The 22,637-nt window shown below is 41.1% G+C and carries 17 protein-coding genes; 5 read left to right on the plus strand and 12 right to left on the minus strand.

The window, feature by feature from the left end; genetic code table 11:
- Positions 1 to 45: 45 nt before the first annotated feature.
- Both H9Y05_RS11215 and H9Y05_RS11220 read right to left on the minus strand, forming a co-directional pair.
- Positions 46 to 774, minus strand: coding sequence for a copper homeostasis protein CutC (locus tag H9Y05_RS11215; RefSeq protein WP_216714339.1), 729 nt, complete (start codon positions 772 to 774; stop codon positions 46 to 48).
- Between the two features lie 24 nt (positions 775 to 798).
- On the minus strand, positions 799 to 3,054 hold the full coding sequence (locus H9Y05_RS11220; protein WP_216714340.1) for a beta-N-acetylhexosaminidase: 2,256 nt from the start codon (positions 3,052 to 3,054) through the stop codon (positions 799 to 801).
- 159 nt (positions 3,055 to 3,213) lie between these two features.
- Here H9Y05_RS11220 and H9Y05_RS11225 point away from each other — a divergent pair, with 159 nt between their 5' ends.
- Positions 3,214 to 4,620 carry an AAA family ATPase gene (locus tag H9Y05_RS11225; RefSeq protein WP_216714341.1) on the plus strand — a complete coding sequence of 469 codons (1,407 nt, stop codon included), beginning with the start codon at positions 3,214 to 3,216 and terminating at the stop codon, positions 4,618 to 4,620.
- Between the two features lie 161 nt (positions 4,621 to 4,781).
- On the plus strand, positions 4,782 to 5,528 hold the full coding sequence (fabG, locus tag H9Y05_RS11230) for a 3-oxoacyl-[acyl-carrier-protein] reductase (RefSeq protein ID WP_163491165.1): 747 nt from the start codon (positions 4,782 to 4,784) through the stop codon (positions 5,526 to 5,528).
- A 189-nt stretch (positions 5,529 to 5,717) separates the two neighbouring features.
- Here the strand turns inward: fabG and H9Y05_RS11235 are convergent, their stop codons facing one another.
- The 8 genes from H9Y05_RS11235 to H9Y05_RS11270 all read right to left on the minus strand — a co-directional run bounded on the left by H9Y05_RS11235 (position 5,718) and on the right by H9Y05_RS11270 (position 15,613).
- Complete coding sequence (locus H9Y05_RS11235) at positions 5,718 to 6,623, minus strand: PstS family phosphate ABC transporter substrate-binding protein (protein WP_216714342.1); 906 nt, start codon at positions 6,621 to 6,623, stop codon at positions 5,718 to 5,720.
- A gap of 181 nt (positions 6,624 to 6,804) precedes the next feature.
- The gene (tsaE, locus tag H9Y05_RS11240; protein ID WP_163491168.1) at positions 6,805 to 7,221 is read right to left on the minus strand and encodes a tRNA (adenosine(37)-N6)-threonylcarbamoyltransferase complex ATPase subunit type 1 TsaE; all 417 of its coding nucleotides are present in this window, start codon (positions 7,219 to 7,221) and stop codon (positions 6,805 to 6,807) included.
- Between the two features lie 64 nt (positions 7,222 to 7,285).
- The gene (gene pfkA, locus H9Y05_RS11245) at positions 7,286 to 8,266 is read right to left on the minus strand and encodes a 6-phosphofructokinase (RefSeq protein WP_163491169.1); all 981 of its coding nucleotides are present in this window, start codon (positions 8,264 to 8,266) and stop codon (positions 7,286 to 7,288) included.
- A 92-nt stretch (positions 8,267 to 8,358) separates the two neighbouring features.
- On the minus strand, positions 8,359 to 10,311 hold the full coding sequence (gyrB, locus tag H9Y05_RS11250) for a DNA topoisomerase (ATP-hydrolyzing) subunit B (RefSeq protein WP_163491207.1): 1,953 nt from the start codon (positions 10,309 to 10,311) through the stop codon (positions 8,359 to 8,361).
- A 214-nt stretch (positions 10,312 to 10,525) separates the two neighbouring features.
- Positions 10,526 to 11,260, minus strand: coding sequence for a hypothetical protein (locus H9Y05_RS11255; protein ID WP_163491209.1), 735 nt, complete (start codon positions 11,258 to 11,260; stop codon positions 10,526 to 10,528).
- A 93-nt stretch (positions 11,261 to 11,353) separates the two neighbouring features.
- Positions 11,354 to 13,492: a methylmalonyl-CoA mutase gene (scpA, locus tag H9Y05_RS11260; protein ID WP_163491211.1), complete on the minus strand. Its 2,139-nt coding sequence runs from the start codon at positions 13,490 to 13,492 to the stop codon at positions 11,354 to 11,356.
- 10 nt (positions 13,493 to 13,502) lie between these two features.
- Positions 13,503 to 14,840, minus strand: a complete 1,338-nt coding sequence (locus H9Y05_RS11265; protein WP_216714343.1) for a methylmalonyl-CoA mutase family protein — start codon at positions 14,838 to 14,840, stop codon at positions 13,503 to 13,505.
- Positions 14,841 to 14,863: 23 nt separating this feature from the next.
- The gene (locus H9Y05_RS11270; RefSeq protein ID WP_216714344.1) at positions 14,864 to 15,613 is read right to left on the minus strand and encodes a hypothetical protein; all 750 of its coding nucleotides are present in this window, start codon (positions 15,611 to 15,613) and stop codon (positions 14,864 to 14,866) included.
- A 118-nt stretch (positions 15,614 to 15,731) separates the two neighbouring features.
- Here H9Y05_RS11270 and H9Y05_RS11275 point away from each other — a divergent pair, with 118 nt between their 5' ends.
- The gene (locus H9Y05_RS11275) at positions 15,732 to 16,001 is read left to right on the plus strand and encodes a hypothetical protein (protein WP_163491216.1); all 270 of its coding nucleotides are present in this window, start codon (positions 15,732 to 15,734) and stop codon (positions 15,999 to 16,001) included.
- A gap of 174 nt (positions 16,002 to 16,175) precedes the next feature.
- Complete coding sequence (locus H9Y05_RS11280) at positions 16,176 to 18,218, plus strand: M13 family metallopeptidase (RefSeq protein WP_163491218.1); 2,043 nt, start codon at positions 16,176 to 16,178, stop codon at positions 18,216 to 18,218.
- A gap of 144 nt (positions 18,219 to 18,362) precedes the next feature.
- Here the strand turns inward: H9Y05_RS11280 and H9Y05_RS11285 are convergent, their stop codons facing one another.
- Together H9Y05_RS11285 and H9Y05_RS11290 are read right to left on the minus strand one after the other, a co-directional pair.
- A complete protein-coding gene (locus H9Y05_RS11285; RefSeq protein ID WP_163491219.1) occupies positions 18,363 to 19,043 on the minus strand; it encodes a response regulator transcription factor in 681 nt (226 codons plus the stop codon).
- Positions 19,033 to 20,337 (minus strand): sensor histidine kinase, encoded by a 1,305-nt coding sequence (locus H9Y05_RS11290; protein WP_216714345.1) that lies wholly within the window; start codon positions 20,335 to 20,337, stop codon positions 19,033 to 19,035. The genes H9Y05_RS11285 and H9Y05_RS11290 overlap by 11 nt, the downstream gene beginning before the upstream one ends.
- Before the next feature lie 114 nt (positions 20,338 to 20,451).
- On the opposite strand from H9Y05_RS11290, the gene H9Y05_RS11295 reads away from it, so the two are divergent.
- Positions 20,452 to 22,623, plus strand: coding sequence for an outer membrane beta-barrel family protein (locus H9Y05_RS11295; RefSeq protein ID WP_216714346.1), 2,172 nt, complete (start codon positions 20,452 to 20,454; stop codon positions 22,621 to 22,623).
- The last annotated feature ends 14 nt before the right edge of the window (positions 22,624 to 22,637 follow it).

The raw sequence follows: 22,637 nt of genomic DNA on the forward strand, positions 1-22,637 counted from the left end.
TTTTTTTGTCAATCAAACTTCTGTACAGCCAGGTCCTTAAAACGTTCAATTGACCGAATGATTATTTTTTAGCGTTGACCGGATTTCATCCAGGATGCGCTTTACCCGGTTCTCATCGATTGCCAGAAAAGTCTCGGAAAAGAAAGACTCTTCATCCACTACTGTCTTTACTGTTCCTGAAAAATGAATGGCATCCGGCTCTACTTCATGAATAATTTTTGAAACATTGGCTGCGTTGACACCGCCACCTGGCATCAACTCAAGATGTCCTGCGATATAGCCTTTCATCTCTTTCAGCACAGGGATTCCGTTATTAATGTTACTCGCCAGTCCGGAAGTAAGCAAACGTGTGATTCCAGCATTGATCAGGATATCCAGTCGTTTCTGCCAATCCAGTACGCAGTCGTCAAAGGCACGATGATACGTCACTTCCATTCCTTCGGCGGCGTCCATAAAGGCTTTCAATGCTTCTTCATCGATTGCTCTGTAGTTGTTCAATGCCCCGACAACAACACCTGCCGCTCCCATTTTTTTCGCAAACCGGATGTCCGATACCATAATGGTGATTTCTTCTTTTGAATAATAAAAACCTCCGGGACGTGGACGGATCAATACATGAGTCTCCATTCCTGAGTTTACGGCATATTCAATTCTTCCTGCAGAGGGCGTAATTCCACCCTGAACCAGGTTTTCGCACAACTCTATGCGATCAAAATTCAGTTGCTTTGCCAGTTTTATTGCCGTTACTGAAGCGGCACACAATTCGATTTTCATATGCTAACAGTATCAATAAGTGTTTTATTCAAAAATTAATTCATCCAGAAAAGTAAATGGTTTGTATCCTTCTCCGGGCATTCCTTCAGGAATTGCCTCCAATGCTGTGTATACAAATTTTAATTGTTTGTGCTTTCCTTTTAATGCGATCTTCGTTTGCTCCCCTGTCACTTTTTGACGGGCAATTTCTTTCCAGTTATTTCCGTCGTCAGAGGCATAGACGATAATGGATTCAGGTAGATGTATCCATGAGGTCGTAGCATTTAGTGCGCTTGCTATTACAGATTTATAGTTTATTTTTTCATCCGTTCGAACAATGAATTCTACATTTCCTTGATTGAAACCCAACCACTGACTACCGTTCCAGGGACGCGCCCCTAAAATACCATCAATGAGGGTGGATTCAAGATTGTGTGCGTACCGTTTGTTGGGGGGAGTAATGAATTCGATATCCAGCCCGATTCCTTTGTGGTTGATGAAATTGATGGTCGATGAAGAATGAAATTTATTTTCAAAAGCTGTGATGCGATACGTCTTTGTGTCGGAGCCGGAACGACTGAAATAAATGGAGGAGCCCATGATAATCAATTCCTTTCCTTTTTTCTGAGAAGTACATTTTAATGCCATGTTCACCGGATTTTTTTCGATTGAGGTTCCTGTGATCACAATCCCCCGGTCTTCTTTTGTAATTTGAAAAACCGGTTTGGCGAATGAAAGCGCATAATTTACATTCCAGGCTTTTAAGAGATCAAACTGTCGGTTGGAAAGCGTCTGAATGAATGTCTGATAGTCAGGTTTGTTCTCGCTCCACGTATTCTGAATCATTGCCAATGCCCGTGGATAAACCATGTATTCTACCTGTTTGAAATCGGCGATGTATTCCGTCCAGAGATTTGCCTGGGCACCAAGGATGTATTGTTTGTTTTCTGCACTGATTCCGGCAGGAACAGGATTATAGGCATATACTTTTTCAAGTGGCGTATATCCTCCGAATGCCAACGGTTCAGTTTGACTGTCTCCCTGATAGTGATCAAAATAACAATGAGAACCGGGCGTCATCACCACTTCGTGTTGCTCGTTGGCAGCAGCGATCCCGCCTTCTTCACCCCGCCAGCTCATTACAGCGGCATTGGGACTTAATCCTCCTTCCAGTATTTCATCCCACCCGATCAGTTTCCGACCTTTCTTTGTCAGGAACTCATCCATCTGCCGGATAAACCAACTTTGCAGCTCATGTTCATCTTTCAATTGGTGGTTGCGGATGTTGTTCTGGCATTTTTCACAGGCTTTCCAACGTGTTTTCGGAGCTTCATCGCCACCGATGTGAATGTATTCGGACGGAAACAATTCGATCACCTCTGTAAGCACATCCTGCAAAAAGGAAATAGTTTCTTGTTTCGAACAAAAAATATCGTCAAATACTCCCCACAAACCGGTCACCGGTTGTTGCATTCCCGTACACGATAATTGAGGATAAGCGGCCAGCGCCGCACGGGCATGTCCGGGCATTTCGATTTCAGGTACAATAGTCACGCCTCTGTCTGATGCATAACGGACAACTTCTTTTATTTGTTCCTGTGTATAAAAACCGCCATAGTGTTCTGTATTCCATGTGCGCGGAGATGTATTGTAGTGATCGTTCAGAGTAGAGTCCCGGTATGCTCCGATTTCCGTCAGCAACGGGTATTTTTTGATTTCAATCCGCCACCCCTGATCGTCCGTCAGGTGCCAGTGAAATGTATTGTATTTGTAAAATGACATGATGTCGATGTAGCGTTTCACTTCATCAACGGTGAAGAAATGCCGGCAGACATCCAGGTGCAGACCTCGCCACGGAAATTGCGCATGGTCTTTTAATGTAAAAGGATGAATGCTTAGCTGATTCCCTTCGTCTTCAATCAATTGCAACAATGTGCTGTATGCGTACAACAAACTGGCAGGAGTTGTATACTGAATATCTGCAAATTTGCCATTGAAGGACAATTCATAAAAATCGTTTTCAGGATGTTTTTCTGTCGTTTGATGCAACCTGACTTTTAATGCAACCGGAATAGCATCGGATTTCTTTTCTACCAGGTGCCGGAATGTATTGTTCCAGGAGAGTAACACGTCAGATGTTCCTTTAGGAAGTCCGGTTATATCTGCAATCAGTATTGAAAATTTAAATGATTCTCCCGGCGATTGCTCATAAAATTGTGGTGTTGGAATGACATGAGACTGTGAGAAACTAACGGAAGTTACTCCAAATAAAAAGAGGAACAGGAGGGTAATTGGCTTCATTTTTCTTAAAGATTCGTACTAAATTAAAGAAAAATAGATGAACACACAACAATTTGATATGACATCTGGTAGCACGGATTGTATTCAATGCTGTATTTTTAATTTATATTCCGCCAAAAATCTATTTTTTTGGTTATTTTGGCGGAATATAAAAATGTTATGCCAACAATTATTGGTCGTAAAAATGAACGGGAGTTACTTCAGAATGCGCTCGATAGCCATCAGTCTGAATTGATTGCGGTATATGGTAGAAGAAGGGTAGGGAAGACCTTTCTCATCCGGGAATGTTACCGGAACGATATTGTTTTTGAAGTGACGGGACTGTTTAACGGATCAATGAAAGAACAGTTGTACAATTTCACAAAATCATTGGGTAATTCAGATGGAGAACCACTTCCAATCAGCTGGTTAGAAGCATTTGAACGACTGGAGCATAAAATAAACCGACTGAGGTCTAAAAAGAAGAAAGTGCTCTTTATTGATGAATTTCCGTGGATGGCAACTCCACGTTCTAATTTCCTGATGGCTTTTGAGAATTTCTGGAATCATTACTGCACAAAACGCCAGGATCTGGTTGTCGTTATCTGCGGATCTGCTGCTTCCTATATGGTTCATAAAATCGTTAATAATAAAGGCGGGTTGCACAACCGGATTACACAAAAAATACGATTACTGCCATTCAATTTGTCCGAAACCAACCTGTTTTTAAGGCACAGGGGAATCCGGTATACCAATTATGATGTTGTTCAGTTGTATATGGCGATTGGCGGGGTCCCGCATTACCTGGATAAACTGAAAAAAGGAGAAAGCGTAGCGCAAAACATTGATCGGTTGTGTTTTGAAAAAGATGGTGTGCTGACCGATGAGTTCGATCGCTTGTTTCGTTCGTTGTTTGATCATTCCGACAAATATGTTTCAATTATTAAAACGCTGGCGGGTGTTAATAAAGGAATTACCCGGCAGGAACTGATTGACAGGAGCGGTATTTCCGGAGGAGGTGATTTTTCCTGGAAACTCACAGAACTGGTTGAATCGGGTTTTGTCAGTGAATCTCCATTTTATAAAAACAAAAAGCAGCTGACGTTGTATCGTTTGTCGGATGAATATTGCCGGTTTTATTTAAAATTCATTCAACAGCACAAAGGAAACGGATCAGGAACCTGGCAGCGTTTGTTTAAGAGTCAGTCCTATAACTCCTGGTCGGGATTCAGCTTTGAAAATCTTTGTTTGAAGCACATTCACCAACTGAAGCGATCACTCCGAATTGATGCAATTTATTCTCTGAACAGTAGTTGGTTCAATCAGGATGCCCAGATTGATTTGCTCATTGACCGGGATGACAACATCATTACGATCTGTGAAATGAAGTTTTACAATACGGATTATACGATTGATAAAAAGGCGTATCAAAACCTCAAAAATAAATTACATGCGTTTCAACGGGAAACCGGAACGCGGAAGAATATCTTCCTGACGATGGTTACATCGTACGGGATAAAAGAAAATGAATACAGCAGGGAATTGGTTCAGAACGAACTGAAAATAGATAGTTTATTCAATGATTGATTTTTTATATTCCGCCAAAACTTTTATTTTAATTTAGTTTTGGCGGAATATATTATTTATTTACTCCCAATTATACTGTTCTTTTTAACGTGTTTTTTTGTTTGTAAAATACATCGCTTGTTAATCTTTTTGTCTATTTTTGAATACAGAAAATAAACAAGATGAAATTATTACAAGACAAAGTTGTTTTGATCACGGGAGCATCTCGTGGAATCGGTAAGTCGATCGCTGAGGAATGTGTAAAGCACGGCGCTAAAGTAGCGTTTACCTATTTGTCATCAGAAGAAAAAGCGAGAGCATTGGAAGCGGAATTGGCAAAAGACGGAGGGGAAGTAAAAGGTTTTAAGTCTGATGCCGCTAAGTTTGACGAAGCTCAAAAATTAGTTGACGATGTGGTTGCTGCGTTCGGAACAATTGACGTGTTGGTGAACAATGCGGGAATTACACGCGATACGTTGCTGATGCGGATGACAGAAGAACAATGGGATGAAGTGATTAATACAAACCTGAAATCAGCATTCAACCTGACAAAAGCCGTTCAGCGACCGATGTTGAAAGCAAAATCAGGATCAATCATTAATATGTCTTCCGTTGTTGGAGTCAGCGGAAATGCCGGTCAGGCAAATTATGCTGCTTCAAAAGCCGGGTTAATCGGATTTACAAAATCTGTGGCGCAGGAGTTGGGATCTCGGAATATTCGCTGCAATGCAATTGCCCCGGGATTCATTGAAACTGAAATGACAGAAGTGTTGGATCAGAAAGTAGTGGATGAATGGAGAAGTTCGATTCCATTGAGACGCGGAGGAAAGCCGGAAGATGTAGCCAATCTGGTTGTGTTCCTTGGTTCGGATATGTCGACTTATATCACCGGGCAAACGATTAATGTGTGCGGGGGAATGCTGATGTAACAAATTCATACTTCAAAATAAGTTAAAAGCCGGGTGATGATGTATGTCCGGCTTTTTTATTCTGTGAAATACGGAGACCCTGAATGCAGGATAAAACACAACCGATAGCGATTGAACAATTAGTGAAACGACTGAATGGTTTTATCTATGTTTCAACGGATCTCCGCATCTTTTTCTCAAGGGGGTACACTATTTTTTCTCCAGGGCTTCTTTCTTACTCATTTCATTTAAATGCTCATGAAAATGAGTGATCGGAAAGTAGCCGTTTTCCCGTATGATTGCCTGCCCTTTTTCTGAAAGCTCAAATTCGACATATTGCAGCAGATCGCCTTTCGGCCACCCGTTAAAGTATTGGAACAACGGACGTTTGAGTGGATAATCTCCGGACTCTACCGATTTAAATTCATAAGGAGATACCGCGCGGTTATTCTCCAGGTATAAATAAGTCGCCCATACTTCACCGTTCGGTTTGTGATTTTCGTCCATTAATGTCCCGACACTGACATACCCGATTCCTCCGATGTCTTTCTTTACCGATTCGATGATCTCTTTTGATGTTTTTAATTCCTTTGAATTGGCTGCAAAGTTGGATTTCAGAACGGTTTTTTTCAAAAATTCACGCGTACCGGAAGAATAGTCCCTCCCGTAGACTGTTATCACCTGGTCCGGACCACCAATCTCTTTCCAGTTTGTGATGGTACCGCTCAAAATATCCCTCACCTGGAAAATAGATAAACTATCCATTTTTAACTTAGGGTTGGTAATAATCGCAACGGCATCTGTTGCAATAATAATCGGAACGGGATTGATTCCTTTTTCCTGTGCCTGTGTTAATTCCTCCCGGGTAATCATGCGGGAGGAATTGGCCGCGTCGACAGCTCCTTTGATTAATTCCTGTACCCCGTATGCGGAGCCTCCACCCGAGATAGATAAACGCGTCATGGGGTGTTCTTCTTCAAAATTGTTTGCTAAAATCCGGATCAGTTCCAGTTCGGAATCAGAACCTTTGATGGTGTAGCTGTCTGTTTGTTCTGTCGCTTTCTGACAGGTTGTTAGTAGCAGGCTTATTGTTAAAATTCCAATAATATGTTTCATAATAAATCCTTAATTTGACGCAACAAAAGTAGAGACTCTGTCACCGATTCAGATTAAAGAGAAGTTAAGCCTGAAAGAAATAATTGTCCTGTAAAAAGGTTGAAAAGCCCGTGAATAAAATGACAGCGAATGCATTAACGAAGTTAATCATTACATAACAGTAACAATACGCGTACTGATGTTACTTTACATCAATCAAACGCTCCCCCGTTTCATTTACATGCATGGTTACAACTACTGTATTGGGTGGCAGTAGATTTTTCACATTTTCTGCCCATTCGATAAAGCAATAAGCTGTATTCCCGTACAGCATTTCCTCCATTCCGATGTCATAGGCCTCTTCCTCATCTTCGATTCGATACAGATCGAAATGATATACTTTTCCATACATGGGGCTTTCATAACTGTTTACCAGCGAGTAAGTAGGGGAGCCCTCGGGGTGTTCAATCCCCATTGCGCGCAGAAGTCCGAGGATAAATGTTGTTTTTCCGGTTCCCATTGCTGCTTCAAAAGCAAAAATTTTACGGTGCCCGAAATCTGTCAGAAATTGGGAGGCGACTTTGGGAATACTATTGAGATCGGGAAGAAGGTACTGCATGTTATTGATTTACAAAGTCAACGGAGTTTATTTACCTGTGACATATACTGCTGCAAAATTAGGGTTATTTTTTTGTTCTCAGTTGCGCAAGCAGTTCAAGTTTTGATAAATCAGGTGAACTTTCTTTTTTTATTCCGTCCTCAATACTGCTAATCACGATGAGATCTCCTTGCATTCCAATCATTTTGTCGGTCATTCCTTCCCGTAGTAATTCTACTGCTTTGGCCCCCATCCGGGTGGCAATGATCCGATCATACGCAGATGGATTGCCGCCTCGTTGGATGTGTCCCAGGATGGTACATCTCAGATCGTAATCGGGGAGGTAGGGTTTTACTTTGTTCATAATGGTCACTGCATCACCGGCATCATCACCTTCAGCGATGATAATGATGGAACCTCTTTTTCCTTTGTTTTGTGTTTTAATGCTTTCCGCTAATTTGGGAATGTCGGTCAGTTCTTCTGGAATCAATACTGATTCTGCTCCCGATGCAATTGCTGCATTTAAAGCGATAAACCCGGAATCGCGCCCCATTACTTCAACAAAAAATACCCGGTGATGGCTGCTGGCGGTGTCCCGTATTTTATCGACGGCATCTACAACAGTATTCAAAGCGGTGTCGTAACCAATGGTATGATCTGTCCCGTAAATATCATTATCGATTGTTCCGGGAATTCCGATAATCGGTAAATCGTATTCGTCTCCCAGTATTTTTGCACCGGTAAACGAACCATCTCCACCGATGACGATCAACCCGTCTACTTGTAATTCTTTCAAATAGCTGATTGCCTTTTGTCTCCCTTCCGTTGTACGAAACTCCTGACTGCGTGCTGTTCCCAGAATCGTCCCGCCCCGCTGAATGACATTATTGACAACTGCATAGTCTAACACACAGCTCTTTCGGTCAATTAATCCCTGGAAACCATCATAGATTCCGATACATTCCAATTCAAAATGCAGGGAAGCTTTAACAACGGCACGGATACATGCATTCATTCCGGGAGCGTCTCCTCCGGAAGTCAAAACGGCTATTTTTTTTAGATTCATATACCTAAATATATGGTTTATCAATGAACAACGGAAGGTTTACATACAAAAAAAACGCCCACATTCCTGTGAGCGTTTTTGGTATCAATTTGTTATGCGTCAATTTTCGCATACTTTGCATTTTTTTCAATGAATTCCCGGCGAGGCGGAACATCATCCCCCATCAACATCGAGAAAATCTGATCAGCTTCTGCTGCGTTTTCAATTGTTACCTGGCGTAGTGTACGTCCCTCCGGATTCATGGTTGTATCCCACAGCTGTTCTGCGTTCATTTCCCCCAAACCTTTATAACGCTGAACGTTAACCGAAGAGTCAGACCCGGCACCTTTCAATTGCTGAATCAGCACATCGCGTTGATCATCGTTCCAGGCGTATTGTGCTTTTGTCCCTTTCTTTACCTGGTAAAGTGGAGGGGTTGCAATATAAATATACCCCAACTCGATCAATTCCTTCATGTAACGGAACAGGAATGTCAGGATCAATGTCTCGATGTGACTTCCGTCCACATCGGCATCACACATGATGATCAACTTGTGATAGCGCAGTTTTTCCAGGTTCAGTGCTTTGGAATCTTCTTCCGTACCGATTCGAACACCAAGTGCCGTGTAGATATTTTTAATTTCTTCGTTTTCGAAGATTTTGTATTGCATTGCTTTTTCTACATTCAGAATCTTACCACGAAGCGGCATGATTGCCTGAAAATGACGGTCACGACCTTGTTTAGCCGTCCCCCCCGCAGAGTCTCCCTCGACAAGGAATAATTCTGACTCAGCCGGATCTTTCGAAGCACAGTCAGCCAGTTTCCCGGGAAGACCGGAGCCTGTCATCACGCTCTTACGTTGCACCATTTCCCGTGCTTTTCTTGCAGCCTGACGTGCTTTCGCTGCTAAGATCACCTTGTAAACAATTTGTTTTGCTTCGTTCGGATGTTCTTCCAGGTAATCGGATAACATTTCAGAAACAGCCTGGCTGACAGGAGCTGTTACTTCCCTGTTTCCTAATTTTGTTTTTGTTTGTCCTTCGAATTGCGGTTCCGCAACTTTTACAGATACAACAGCCGTCAATCCTTCACGGAAGTCATCTCCTTCGATTTCCACTTTTTCTTTCGCTAACATTCCTGAGTCTGTTGCGTATTTCTTCAGCGTATTCGTCAGACCTCTGCGGAATCCGGACAAATGTGTTCCTCCTTCGTGTGTATTGATGTTGTTTACGTATGCCTGAATGTTCTCCGTATAAGAAGTATTGTACGTCAGTGCGACTTCTACCGGAATCCCATCTTTTTCTCCTTCGAAATAGATCACGTCCTGCACCAGTGTTTCTCTGTTTCGGTCCAGGTATTGCGCAAATTCTTTCAAGCCACCTTCGGAATAGAATTGCGTGGAAAGATAATTGCCTTTTTCATCCTGCTCGCGAAGATCGGTCAGTGTGATACGAATGCCTTTGTTAAGAAACGCCAGCTCGCGCATTCTTGCCGCAAGTGTATCGTAGTTGTATACCGTATCTTCAAAAATAGATGTATCCGGTTTGAATGTAACAATCGTACCTGTAATATCAGATGTTCCGATTTCTCTTACAGCGTAAAGTGGTTTTCCGATGGAATACTCCTGTTCAAAGATTTTTCCCTCCCGGTGAACTTCAGCACGTAAGTGAATCGACAACGCGTTCACACACGACACACCCACTCCGTGCAAACCTCCGGATACTTTGTACGTATCTTTGTCAAATTTACCTCCGGCGTGCAGTACTGTCATTACCACTTCAAGCGCTGAACGCTTTTCTTTGGTATGCATGGCTGTAGGAATTCCCCGACCATTATCTTTAACGGTGATTGAATTATCTTCGTTGATAGATACCTCAATTGTATCACAGTAACCTGCCAATGCTTCGTCAATGGAGTTGTCCACGACCTCATATACCAGGTGGTGTAATCCTTTGATCCCGACATCACCAATGTACATGGCAGGACGTTTTCTTACCGCCTCTAAACCTTCAAGAATCTGAATATTATCCGCTGAATATTCCTGTTTTTTTAAGTCTTCACTCATTGCCTTTTCTTTTGAGCTGATGTAAATATTTTATAACGTGCAAAAATACGAAATTTAAATGGTAAAAACCACTAAAAACAAGGTGGTTTGGATTGACTTATCAACAATTAATTAACGATTTCGAAACGATTCGTTTAAATCAGGAAAACGATGTTACGGAAACCAAAAAAGCCTTCCCGGATTGGGAAGGCTTCGTATAAAAATAAGAGGTGAATCAGTTAACGACTTTGTCGTATATTTCTTTGAATTCCTCATCGTTTTCAAACCATTGCGCCACTTTGTTGAGCAATACACGTGCGTTTTCTATCTTTTTGATCGAGACGTAGCATTCCGAAGTTTGAATCACTCCCATCTTCAACATTTCTTTGTCTGATTCAGACCACGTTTTGATGGCAGCGTCATCCAGGCTTTTCAATTGATCATCTGCTGTTTTCCACAGCGTAAATCCTGTTGTTTTATCATCTGTACGGAATTTACACGCTCCTTCCAGCAATACCTGACCGATCAGGTTGTTGGAGATTTTTTTGTAAGTCGTTACCCAACTGTATGCTTTCCGGAAGTTGCCTCCTGATATTTCATTATCGATCTGTTCTACCAGGGAACTTTGAAGTAAATCTAAAAATTCCTTGTTGTCAGGATCTGCGATAACGGATCCGGTCTTATCAAACTTAATGCATTTGTTCATCGCATTGATAGACTCTTTATACGCATTTTTAAACACCGGGTCTGTATTTCCTCCAACGTGGATTTTGTACAATCCTTTGGACAGCCATAAATAAGGCCATGGATCTTTTTTTGTGTCGTCTGCGTTGGTGTATTTATCAGCTACTTTTGCTAATTTTTCATAGTTTCCGTCAGCATAGAGAATACGCAATTCGTCATATTCTTTCTGGCTGAAACCAGTATTAACTGCCAAAAACAAAATTAAGGTGTTCAGTATATTTTTCATTTGTTTTTAATTTTTCAAGTTAGTCCACATAAGTTCAAGAATCATGCCGAAGGTAATAAAAAAATGACAGGATTAAAAATTCGATCTGTTTTTTTACTCAGAGGCACTTTGAATCAACAACCGCAATAAATCCTGCGCTGCTTTTGATATTTTTGTCCCCGGACCGTAAATCCCAAATACTCCTGCTTTTTCCAGAAACTCATAATCTCCCTGAGGAATAACTCCCCCGGCAACAACCATGATGTCTTCCCGTCCTTGTTTTTTTAATTCTTCAATAACTTGCGGAACAAGTGTTTTGTGTCCGGCTGCCAGTGAAGAAACACCAAGAATGTGTACATCATTTTCTATTGCTTGCCGCGCTGCCTCTTCCGGTGTCTGAAACAACGGTCCGATGTCTACGTCAAACCCGATATCGGCATAAGCAGTTGCCACAACTTTTGCACCTCTGTCATGTCCGTCCTGTCCCATTTTAGCGATCATAATACGTGGTCGTCGTCCTTCCAGTTTCGTAAACTGCTCAACCATTTCTTTCGCCAGTTCAAAATCTTTATCGTTCATAGCTTCCGCAGAATAAATACCACTGATGGATCGGATGGTTGCTTTAAAGCGACCGAATGCATCTTCCATTGCATCGGAGATTTCCCCAAGTGAAGCTCGTTCCCGTGCGCATTCAATGGCAAGTTCTAATAAATTACCTGTTCCGGTTGCAGCAGCCTGTTTGAGGTTGTTGAGTGCGCGCTGAACGTTTTCCTGGTTTCTTTCCGCCCGCATTTTTGTTAATCGCTCAATCTGCGCGTTGCGTACAGCTGTATTATCAACTTCTAAAATCTCCAAAGGATCACTATCAGTTACTTCGTACCGGTTGACTCCAACGATAATGTCTTTACCGGAATCAATCCGGGCCTGTTTTCTGGCAGCAGCTTCTTCAATGCGCATTTTCGGAAGACCTGTTTCAATTGCTTTCGCCATTCCTCCCAATTCTTCCACCTCCTGGATCAGGTTCCACGCCTGATGAATCAATTCTTCTGTTAATTTCTCAATATAATAGCTGCCTCCTGACGGATCGATAAAGTCTGTTATACCTGTTTCTTTCTGAATGTAGATCTGAGTGTTGCGTGCGATTCGTGCCGAGAAATCCGTCGGCAGTGCAATGGCTTCATCCAGTGCATTGGTGTGCAGCGACTGCGTACCACCGAGTGCGGCCCCTAATGCTTCGATACATGTTCTTGCGACGTTGTTGAACGGATCCTGTTCGGTTAAACTCCATCCGGAAGTCTGACAATGGGTTCGCAAGGCAAGTGATTTATCGCTTTTCGGGTGAAATTGCTTTACTAACTTTGCCCAGATCATACGTCCTGCACGCATTTTTGCAATTTCCATATTGTGATTCATCCCGATTGCCCAAAAGAAGCTGAGTCGCGGAGCAAAGTCGTCAATATTGATTCCTGCTTTGATTCCTGCGCGTAAGTATTCCAACCCGTCAGCAAGTGTATATGCCAATTCAATCGCTGCTGTTGCACCGGCTTCCTGCATATGATAACCGGATATGGAAATCGAATTGAAACGGGGCATGTATTTCGAAGTATATTCAAAAATATCTGCAATAATTTTCATGGACGGGTCAGGAGGGTAGATGTAGGTGTTTCGCACCATAAATTCCTTGAGGATATCATTTTGAATGGTTCCTGATAATTGCTCCTGCTTTACTCCTTGTTCTTCTGCTGCGACAATATAAAATGCCATGATTGGAATCACGGCTCCGTTCATGGTCATCGACACAGACATTTCATCCAGCGGAATCTGATCGAAGAGTACTTTCATGTCGAGGACCGAATCAATGGCAACTCCTGCTTTTCCGACATCCCCGAATACACGCGGATGGTCGGAGTCATATCCCCGGTGTGTTGCCAGGTCAAACGCAACAGAAAGTCCCTTTTGCCCGGCGGCGAGGTTTCTTCTGTAAAATGCATTTGATTCTTCGGCCGTTGAAAATCCGGCATATTGACGAATAGTCCACGGACGAATTGCGTACATGGAAGAATAAGGTCCTCTTAAAAATGGTGCAATCCCCGAAACGTATCCGACGTGTTCGGTTGTCGCAATATCTTTACCGGTATAATAATTTTTCAGGTCAATTTGCTCAGCTGTTGTGAATACCGTTTCGGCAGCTGTCGCTTGTGTTGTCACATTGCTTGTTTTCCAGTCGATATGTTTGAAAATCTTTCTGCTCATCTGTAATTAGTTATATGGACTGTTCCAAGTTTAATGCCGGCATTCCCAGGTACGTGTCGACCGGCAACCATTCATTGTTTTCTTCGGATGGGTTCGGGAAGATATTGATACCGATGAATGCATCCGACTTATCGGCGATTCGTTGTTTTCTCAAGTCTGCTTTTTGTTGAACAGCTGTCCTCATGTAATTTACAGCCGCCTCGTTTCCAATGCCACCAAGTTCTTCCAGTTTCCTGAATTCACCCCATGCTTTGTCTGCAATGACATTCGTCAGGTATTCCAGTGTGTAGCTTCCTCCCAGGGGGTCAATTACTTTCTCCAGAAAGCTTTCTTCCTGTAAGATCAGTGGGATATTGATCGCCATCCGTGTTGATAAGGTTGTTGCACCTTTTGTCGAGCAGATATCGTAGGGCTGCACACACACCGCGTGTACACCGCCAAAAAGTAAACTCATTGCTTCCGTTGTTTGGCGCAGCAGGTTGGTATATGGATCTTTTAACGACTTGTTGGTAAAACCGGTCATTCCCGTAATGCGTGTGGCGTACGTACACATGTGCGTTGGCTGATATTCTTCCAGGATACGTGACCACAAAATGCGCAACGCTCTGATTTTCGCAATTTCATAAAAATAACGCGCTCCTGCGCCAGTATTAAAATGAATGCAGGCTGCTGCTTCATCAACAGTTAGTCCCGATTCCGTTAAACGCACCAGGTATTCGTGAGCAGTCGCTAAACAATAACTGACCTCCTGCCAGGTTGTGGCTCCGCACTGTTGTAAAGCATATCCGTTTGCAAGGAATGTAAATTGCTGTTTTTTCTTTAAGTCTTTCGCGAAATAATCCCATTCATTTAGCTTTAAATCAGTGAGTTCTATCTCGAAGTGAATCTTATCAAATGCTGATTCAGACAAGCTGCTTCTGATGAAAGAAAACTGATCATAAGAATCTACAACAATAGTTGTTTCGATGTATTCTAACTGAATCTCAGTTGTCAACTGTTTCCAATTCAATCCGGATTGTTTCCGTATATCAAACCGAAGAGCAGTAACTCCCATGTTCAGGTATGAAAGTGCTTGTTTATTTGCTGTCTCTTCATTGGTTACAACAATATTTCCAATATTTTCCCATTGATTAGAACTACGGAATGTTTGCCGTACATACGGATTATTCATACTGTCAACCGGATGAGTCTGTCCTGAATCCTGGTGCTGGTATGAATTGAAATTCAGTTCTTCAATCAAATCATCACGTTGAATTAATTCTTCCGGCTGACCTCTCAAGTCTTTGATTAGTTGGTTAACCCAGTCCTGATAACCTGGTTTTGCGAATTCTTCAAATAAATTGTCCATCCTTTTGTCTTAGCGTTTGAATATCAGTTGTTGGTCTGTGGATATTTGTTTTTGAAACGTAAATATACAATCGTAGAAATCATTGTTGTTATCACCGGTGCAATTATTATTCCTATGTATGAGACCTCCCAAAAGTAAGGAAAATAATACAATAATTTAAAGAGTGTGCCTGTAATTGTCAGCATCAGAATGTTGGAAAACGCAAACCCGATACTCCCAAATACATTGACTTCATAACGCTCCAGGCTGTGATCATAAAATGAAAAGCCAAAGAAAAATGCTCCGATTAAAAACGTGATTATTTTGTAGATAATGGTATCATCAATGTTGAAAATCCAGCAGAAAAACCACCAGATTCCCAGGATGAAAAACTCCATGATAACAACCAATATCACAATAAAGATCATCCGTAAAAAATCATTAATTAATCGTGCGAAGCTAAAGTTGAACTTCTGTCCGGTCAACTTAGTATCCAGTTTTTCCGAAAGAATCGTATTAAACGGTGAAAGCAGGGTCAAGATGAAAAAAATATAAATCTGGGTCAGGATAAAATCAACAACTGATCCGATCTTTGTAAATGCTGTAGCAAACCAACCGGTATTTTCCGTCACGGACTCAGGTGATCCGAAAATGAACTGCAGCAACACGTTAAAGAACACAAAAAACAGTGTTATGATCGCTCCGGGTAAAAAATAAATGAGGAAATTACCTTTTGATAATTGATCAAATGTATCCTTAATTGCTTCCAGATGGTAATGAATATTTTTTTTCATAGTTCTAATGACTTGCGAATTTAATAAAATAGATTTATCTTTAGCCAGGTAAAGGTAAATGTTATGTTGATGTGGCATCATTTTTGATTTTACCGGATTATATCAAAATCAGGAAATTATGAACGTATTTAAAGTGTCATTTTTTGTCCTGTCATTTCTTGCAGTTTCAACGGTAAACGCTCAGACAGGACAAACAGGAAGCAACGGAAAGCAAATAAATGCAAGTGCTTTTTCTAACCCTAAAGCTATTGAGGCAAAACAAATGAATACTGAGGTAAAGAAAAATGAAAGTGTTTCTTCCGAAAAGAATAGTACAGAGCCAAAAGCTGTTAATTCAGAAGCACCGAAGAAAAATACTGAAGTGCAAAAAAGAAAAGAAGAGAGATAAAAACAACCTCCATCTTATTTTAGTAGAAGTGATGTACCAATCGTACATCACTTCTCTTTTTTAGGGGTACTCTCGTACTTCATTTCATAATGAAAGGAAATCAATTGAGAATTATTTGCTATTTTTAGCACCATTCGACGTTTCGTCATTCAATAAATAATTCGAAAATAACATATGAAAAAAACACCTCTGTATTTAGTGATGGGAGCGGTGGTACTTGCTTCCTGTAATTCTGCCAAAACAGAACACGCGGAATTAAAGACAATTGATGTTGACTACCTGAGTAAGACTGTAAAACCGACTGAAGATTTCTTTTTATTTGCTAATGAAAACTGGATAAAAAACAATCCGGTTCCGGCATCTGAATCCCGTTGGGGGAGTTTTAATGAACTGGAACAGGAAAATAATAAAAAGCTGACTGAAATTCTTGAAGAATTTAAAAACGCAAAAGCGAAAAAAGGTACAAAAGAACAATTGTTGGGAGATTTCTATGCATCGTATACAAACATGGATGCCCGCAATAAAAAAGGTGCGGAGCCAATCAAGCAGGAACTGGATCAAATTGCGCAATTAAAATCAAAAGATGAACTGGCTGCTCTTATAGCAACAATGCACAGACAAGGGATTGGTGCGTTTTTCGGATTTGGCGTTGAGCAGGATTTGAAGAATGTGGAAAACCACATTTCCTACTTCGGGCAGGGAGGAATCGGGTTGCCTAACCGTGATTATTACAAAGATGCAACGAAGGCGGAAATCCGCGAGGCATATAAAAAATACATCGGAGACGCATTCGCATTGGCAGGATTGACCAATGAAACAACCCAGGGAAATCAAAACATGAAAGTGGCAAACGTTTACCGGATTGAAGATAAATTGGCGTCTGTTATGTTAAAACCGGCAGAACAGCGAATCCCTGAGTTAACGTATAACAAATACGGGAAAAAACAATTGACTGATGAATTCAAAAATTTTGATTTTAATGCGTATTTAACGGGAATCGGTTCGCTTGATTTTGATACGTTAATTGTTGACAATACAAAATACCCTGCTCATTTGAATAAATTAATCAAAGAAGAGTCATTGGATGCAATCAAAGATTATTTGACATGGCAGACACTTGATAGATACATTGGAAGTCTGGGGCAACAATTTGTTGATCTGGAATTTGCATTTCAAGGAACTACACTAAGTGGTAAAAAGGAAATGAAACCGATTAACGAACGGGCGATTGAAAAAATTACCCGCAGTAGTTTCGGAGAAATGCTGGGGAAAGCGTTTGTAGATAAATATTTTTCTGAAGCGGCTCAAAAACGCGTGAATGAAATGGTTGACAATCTGAAAGCAGTTTACAAAGAACGTATTGAGAAATTATCCTGGATGTCTGATGCAACGAAGAAAGAAGCAGTAGGTAAACTGGAATCTTTCGGACGAAAATTAGGATTCCCGAACAAATGGGAAGATTTCAGTTCGCTGAATTTCAGTCCGGATACGTATGTAAGTAACCTGAAGGCTGTGGCAGCATATGATCACAAGAAAAACATGAATAAACTGGCTGAAAAAGTAGACAGGGACGAATGGCACATGCCGGCACACATGGTAAATGCGTATTACCACCCGCTGTTGAATGAAATTGCGTTCCCTGCAGGAATCATGCAGCCGCCATTCTTCGATAATGAAGCAGAAGATGCGGTTAACTACGGAAGAATCGGAATGGTGATCGGACATGAGTTTACGCATGGATTTGATGATATGGGGTCAAAATTTGCCGCCGACGGAAGCTTTAAAAACTGGTGGTCAGATGCAGATAGAAAAGCATTCGAAGCAAAAACAAAAGTGTACGGGGAAACGTTCTCTAATTTCTGTCCGTTTGAAGGGCATTGTGTCAATCCTGATCTGACGATGGGAGAAAATATTGCCGATTTAGGAGGATTGACGATGGCCTATTACGCCTACACACGCACAGATGAGTTTAAAAAAGGGGAGAAGCGTGCAGGTTATACACCGGCACAACGTTTCTTTATTTCGTACGCGCAGTTGTGGAAAATCAATTATACGGATGCGGAGTTGAAAAAGCGACTGGCAACGGATCCGCATTCTCCGGGGATGTACCGAATCAACGGCCCGTTGAAAAACTGTCCGGAGTTCTTCGAAGCATTTGACGTAAAAGAAGGTGATAAGATGAGAAACCCGAAAGATAAAGTCGCGGTGATCTGGTAATCATTGATGAATAATAGATTGAAGAGGGGGAGTCGTTTGATTCCCCTTTTTTGTGTTTTAACCACGGATTCAATTGGTAGTTCGTTTATACGTAGTATCAAATCTGTGTAAAAAAATAGTTTTAGAACAACATCATTCAATGTATTACTCAGGGAACACAACTCTGAACCCAACGCCGCGAATTGATTCCAGTTTGATGCGGTCATCGTGTTGCAGGTACTTTCGCAAGCGTGACATGAATACATCCAGACTGCGTCCCAGAAAGTAGTCATCTTCCCCCCAGAGTTTCTCCAAGATTTCCTTCCTGCTGATCACATTGTTGTTACGGGTCGTCAGTAACTGGAGTAAATCAGACTCTTTTTCGGTCAGTTGGAATCCTTTTTCTTCCAGCTGTAACAAATACCGGGATGGAAAAAACGTATAATTTCCCAAGCGGATTATTGTATTGGAAGAAACACTCGTTTGACGTTTCAAAATGTTCCGGATACGTAAAATCAACTCTTCCGGTTCACATGGTTTCGTAATGTAATCATCAGCACCTAATTTCAGTCCCAAAATCCGGTCAATGCTTTGTCCCTTTGCGGTCAGAAATAAGAACGGAATCGGTGTTTGTTTCCTCAATTCTTTACTCAATTGAAAACCATCCATTCCAGGAAGCATTACATCCAGAATAGCCACGTCATAATCCGTATAATTGATAGATGAAGCTAATAATGCATCAGGAGAAGTAAACCAAATGACCTCGAAATCCGAAAACTCAAGGTACTGCTTGAGTACAGTCCCCAGATCAGGATCATCTTCTACCAGGATCAGTTTATTTTTCATTCGGTAGCGCAATTTTAAATGTTGTCCCTTTCCCCGAACCAGATATAATTTCAACAGTTCCGTTGTATCGTTCAACTGTATTCTTCACCAGGTATAATCCAACTCCTAATCCGTTGATTTCATGATTTTCCGTGCGCGAAATTCGATAGTATTTCTCAAAAACATGCTGTTGCTCTTCCTTTGGAATCCCCATGCCATCATCGGTAATGAGCAACTCAACCCGTGTGCCAAAGGAAAGCCTGATTTCGACATTGTTTGCTTTGTATTTGGATGAATTATCAACCAGGTTGCTCAAGATCAGTTCCAATGCTTGTTTTGTCAGGCGCTCATTTTTGTTGAATTGAATGGTTGCTGTGATTGTAAGGGACGGATAACTGTTTTTGAGTTGTTGTATGAATTGTTTGATCTCCTGTTCAGTCACCAGGTCGGTTGTTTGTTCAACGGTATGGATGGAAGCAACAATGTGTTCCAATTTTCGGACTTGACGCTCCAACAAGTGTGTTGACGTTGTTTCCTGTACGGATGCAATGGCAAACTTCAGCGTTGTAATGGGAGTATTTAATTCATGAGCGATGGAATCAATTGTTGTGTGCAGCTGTGCTATTTTCCGGTTTTGAAGCTCAATGTTTTTTAGAGTCTTCCGGAACAGATACAGTAAAAAGATTAAGATCGATAAACTGATAACGCACAGGGGAATGATTTTTTGAATGATCAGCGACCGGACGTTCAACAGCTCAAACATGCTACGTGATTTGATAACGGATTTGTAATACTCGTCCGTACTTTGATCGGTGTTCTGATGGTGCACATCGCTGTTCCATTTCCCTTCGTTGATCAAATTACCCTTTTCAATTTTGTCTTTCGTTTCATAGAGCACGATAGGGGTTTCTGGCGGTAACAGTTCTTTTTTTAGTCTCAGATCATTGATGGAATAAATTTCATTTTTCAGGGCAATCCGAAACCCTGTACCTTTGGTCCGTTGTTCCATCAGCTGATCAATCAATTGATTGAAGTGTTCTGTTGATTTTGACAAATTCAGGTTGTATTGGATGATTTTATCCGTAGCCCGCTCCTGTGTATCCAATTTCAACAAGTGCTTAATTAGAGAATCTTCACGCATCCCTTTTTTCAGATGCTCCATTTCCACTAAAACACTGTCAGCAATGAGACGTGCTTCCCGGTTCAATTCTTTCTCCTCAAGCTGGTAGGAATTATGAATGTAGAACACTTGTAATCCCAACAGAATCAGGAAGCAGCAACTGAAAAGTAAAAGTATATTTCCTTTCTTATTCATTTCACAAACATACAATATAAATGCAGGCAATCACTTGTTTAACCTGTCATTAACCTACCATTAACCGAATACGGGAGATTTCTGATCCACTTTTGCATAAAAAACAAACAGACAATGAAACGACGATTGATTTTCACATTCCTTTTACCGATAAGTTTATTCGGGCAAGTAACAAATGAATACGAAATACCAGCAGATTCAACGGTAACTGATAGTTTATATTTGATGCCCTCCGTTGAAATAACCGCCAAAAGAAACATGTTAAAACGAAAAGTGGACCGCTTGGAATTTACGGTTGACAGAACTCCTTTACAAAGTCTCAACGCATGGGAAATTTTACGAAACACCCCTAATGTTGTCATCAAAAATGAAGCCTTGAGCGTTCGTGGGAATACCGGAATCATCGTTACCATTAATGACAAACGAACATTGATGACACAGGAAGAATTGAAACAATTCCTTGAAAACACAAGCGGTGATCAGATCTATTCCATTGAAGTAATCACAAATCCTCCCGCGAAATATGAAGCAGAAGGCGCAGCAGTGATCAATATCAAGATGAAACAGAATAAAATGACAGGGTATAAAGGTAGCGTTGCTGCACGTTATCATCAATCCATGTACGCCAAAGGACGATTGGGGTTGACGCAGTCCTACAATACTGAAAAATGGCAGTTAAGCGGGAATTACACTTTTGTTTCCGGTGATTATGTACGACAAAACTTTGATGTCGTGACTTACGATCAGCAAAAAACGCGCTGGGAAAGTGAGATGGTTCGAAAAACACGTGCACTCCAGCAACATTTGTATAATTTTTCAGTACAGTATGCCCCTGACAGTACTTCGGTGATTCAATTTGCTGTTGACGGGCACATCAACCCTAAGTCTACGGGGAATTATTACATTCCGACACGCATTTACAATACGGAAACCAACCTGTTGGAATCGCATTACACAACAGCGAACGACCGTTTTCAAAAGCACAGTACCTTAAATGCATTTCTGGCTTTTGACAAAACCTTTAAAAGCAGTAATTTGACCTGGAGCAATCATTTCAGCACGAAGAAATATGCCGAAGACCAGGAAATTTCTACCTGGCAATACTTTATCAATCAACCGGAAAGTTTTAATCGATTTGGCTACAACAGCAAACAAGACATCAATCTGTTCTCTTCGCAGCTTGATTACCGGTTAGAAAAAGAGGGGGTTATTTTTGAAAGCGGTACAAAATACAGTTTGGTCGGAAACGAAAATCAACTGGACTTTCTGAGTGAACAAAACGGGCAACTCTACATGGATACGGACAGAAGTAATCACTTCAATTACAATGAACAGATCATTGCAGCATATATTTCAGCGGAATATCAATGGAAAAAATGGTTTTTTAAGGCAGGATTGCGCAATGAAACAACACTCATCCGGTCAACGTCGGATAATCCTGAGGTGGTGAATACAACAACCAGAAACAATTTATTTCCTACGGTATTTGTGATGTACGAGGTAAAGGACGAGCAACAAATCGGGTTTTCCTATGGAAAGCGCATCGATCGTCCGGTGTATGATTTTTTAAATCCTTCCAAATCGTATTATAATTATTACTCGTACTTCCAGGGGGATCCGTATCTGAAATCTGCTTTGATTGACAACCTGAGTTTAACTTACACATTGTCTGACTGGAATTTTGAAGTGTATTACAGCTACATTAAAAATCCATCGATGGAAATATCTGTCCAGAATCCGTCAACGTTTGAAACGGTATATCATTACACAAACATTAAAGACGGACGCAATATAGGAGTAAATGTGTCCAAATCATTTACGTTGCTACCCAACTGGAAACTCAATGCATTTGCAATGGGGGAGTACACTGAAAATTATTTCCGAGGCACGGATAATCAGCTGTATAAGAACAACGTGTTTTTCTACCACTTGAACCTTTCTACGATGGTGACATTGGATAAAAATAAAACATGGGATTTGAATGTAGGTTACCGATACAATTCGAAAGCGATTCAGGGATCGTTTACGATTAGTCCCTCTCAAAATACATACATCATCTTGAATAAAAAGCTGTTTGATAAGAGATTGGAAGTCGGATTGGTAATCAACGATATCTTTAAAACCGACAGAAATACGATCTCGACACAATACGCCGATCAGAATCAGCAATTCAAAGATTACAGAGATACCCGTTACTTCATGATCAATCTGAAATACAACTTTGGAAACCAGAAAGTCAAAGAAACGCGCTCCGTTGATAAAACAGATGAGCAAAAACGCTTATAACTTCATTTGCCAAT

It is taken from the genome of Taishania pollutisoli, from assembly GCF_014518315.1.
GTDB classification, from domain to species: Bacteria; Bacteroidota; Bacteroidia; order Flavobacteriales_D; family Crocinitomicaceae; genus Taishania; species Taishania pollutisoli.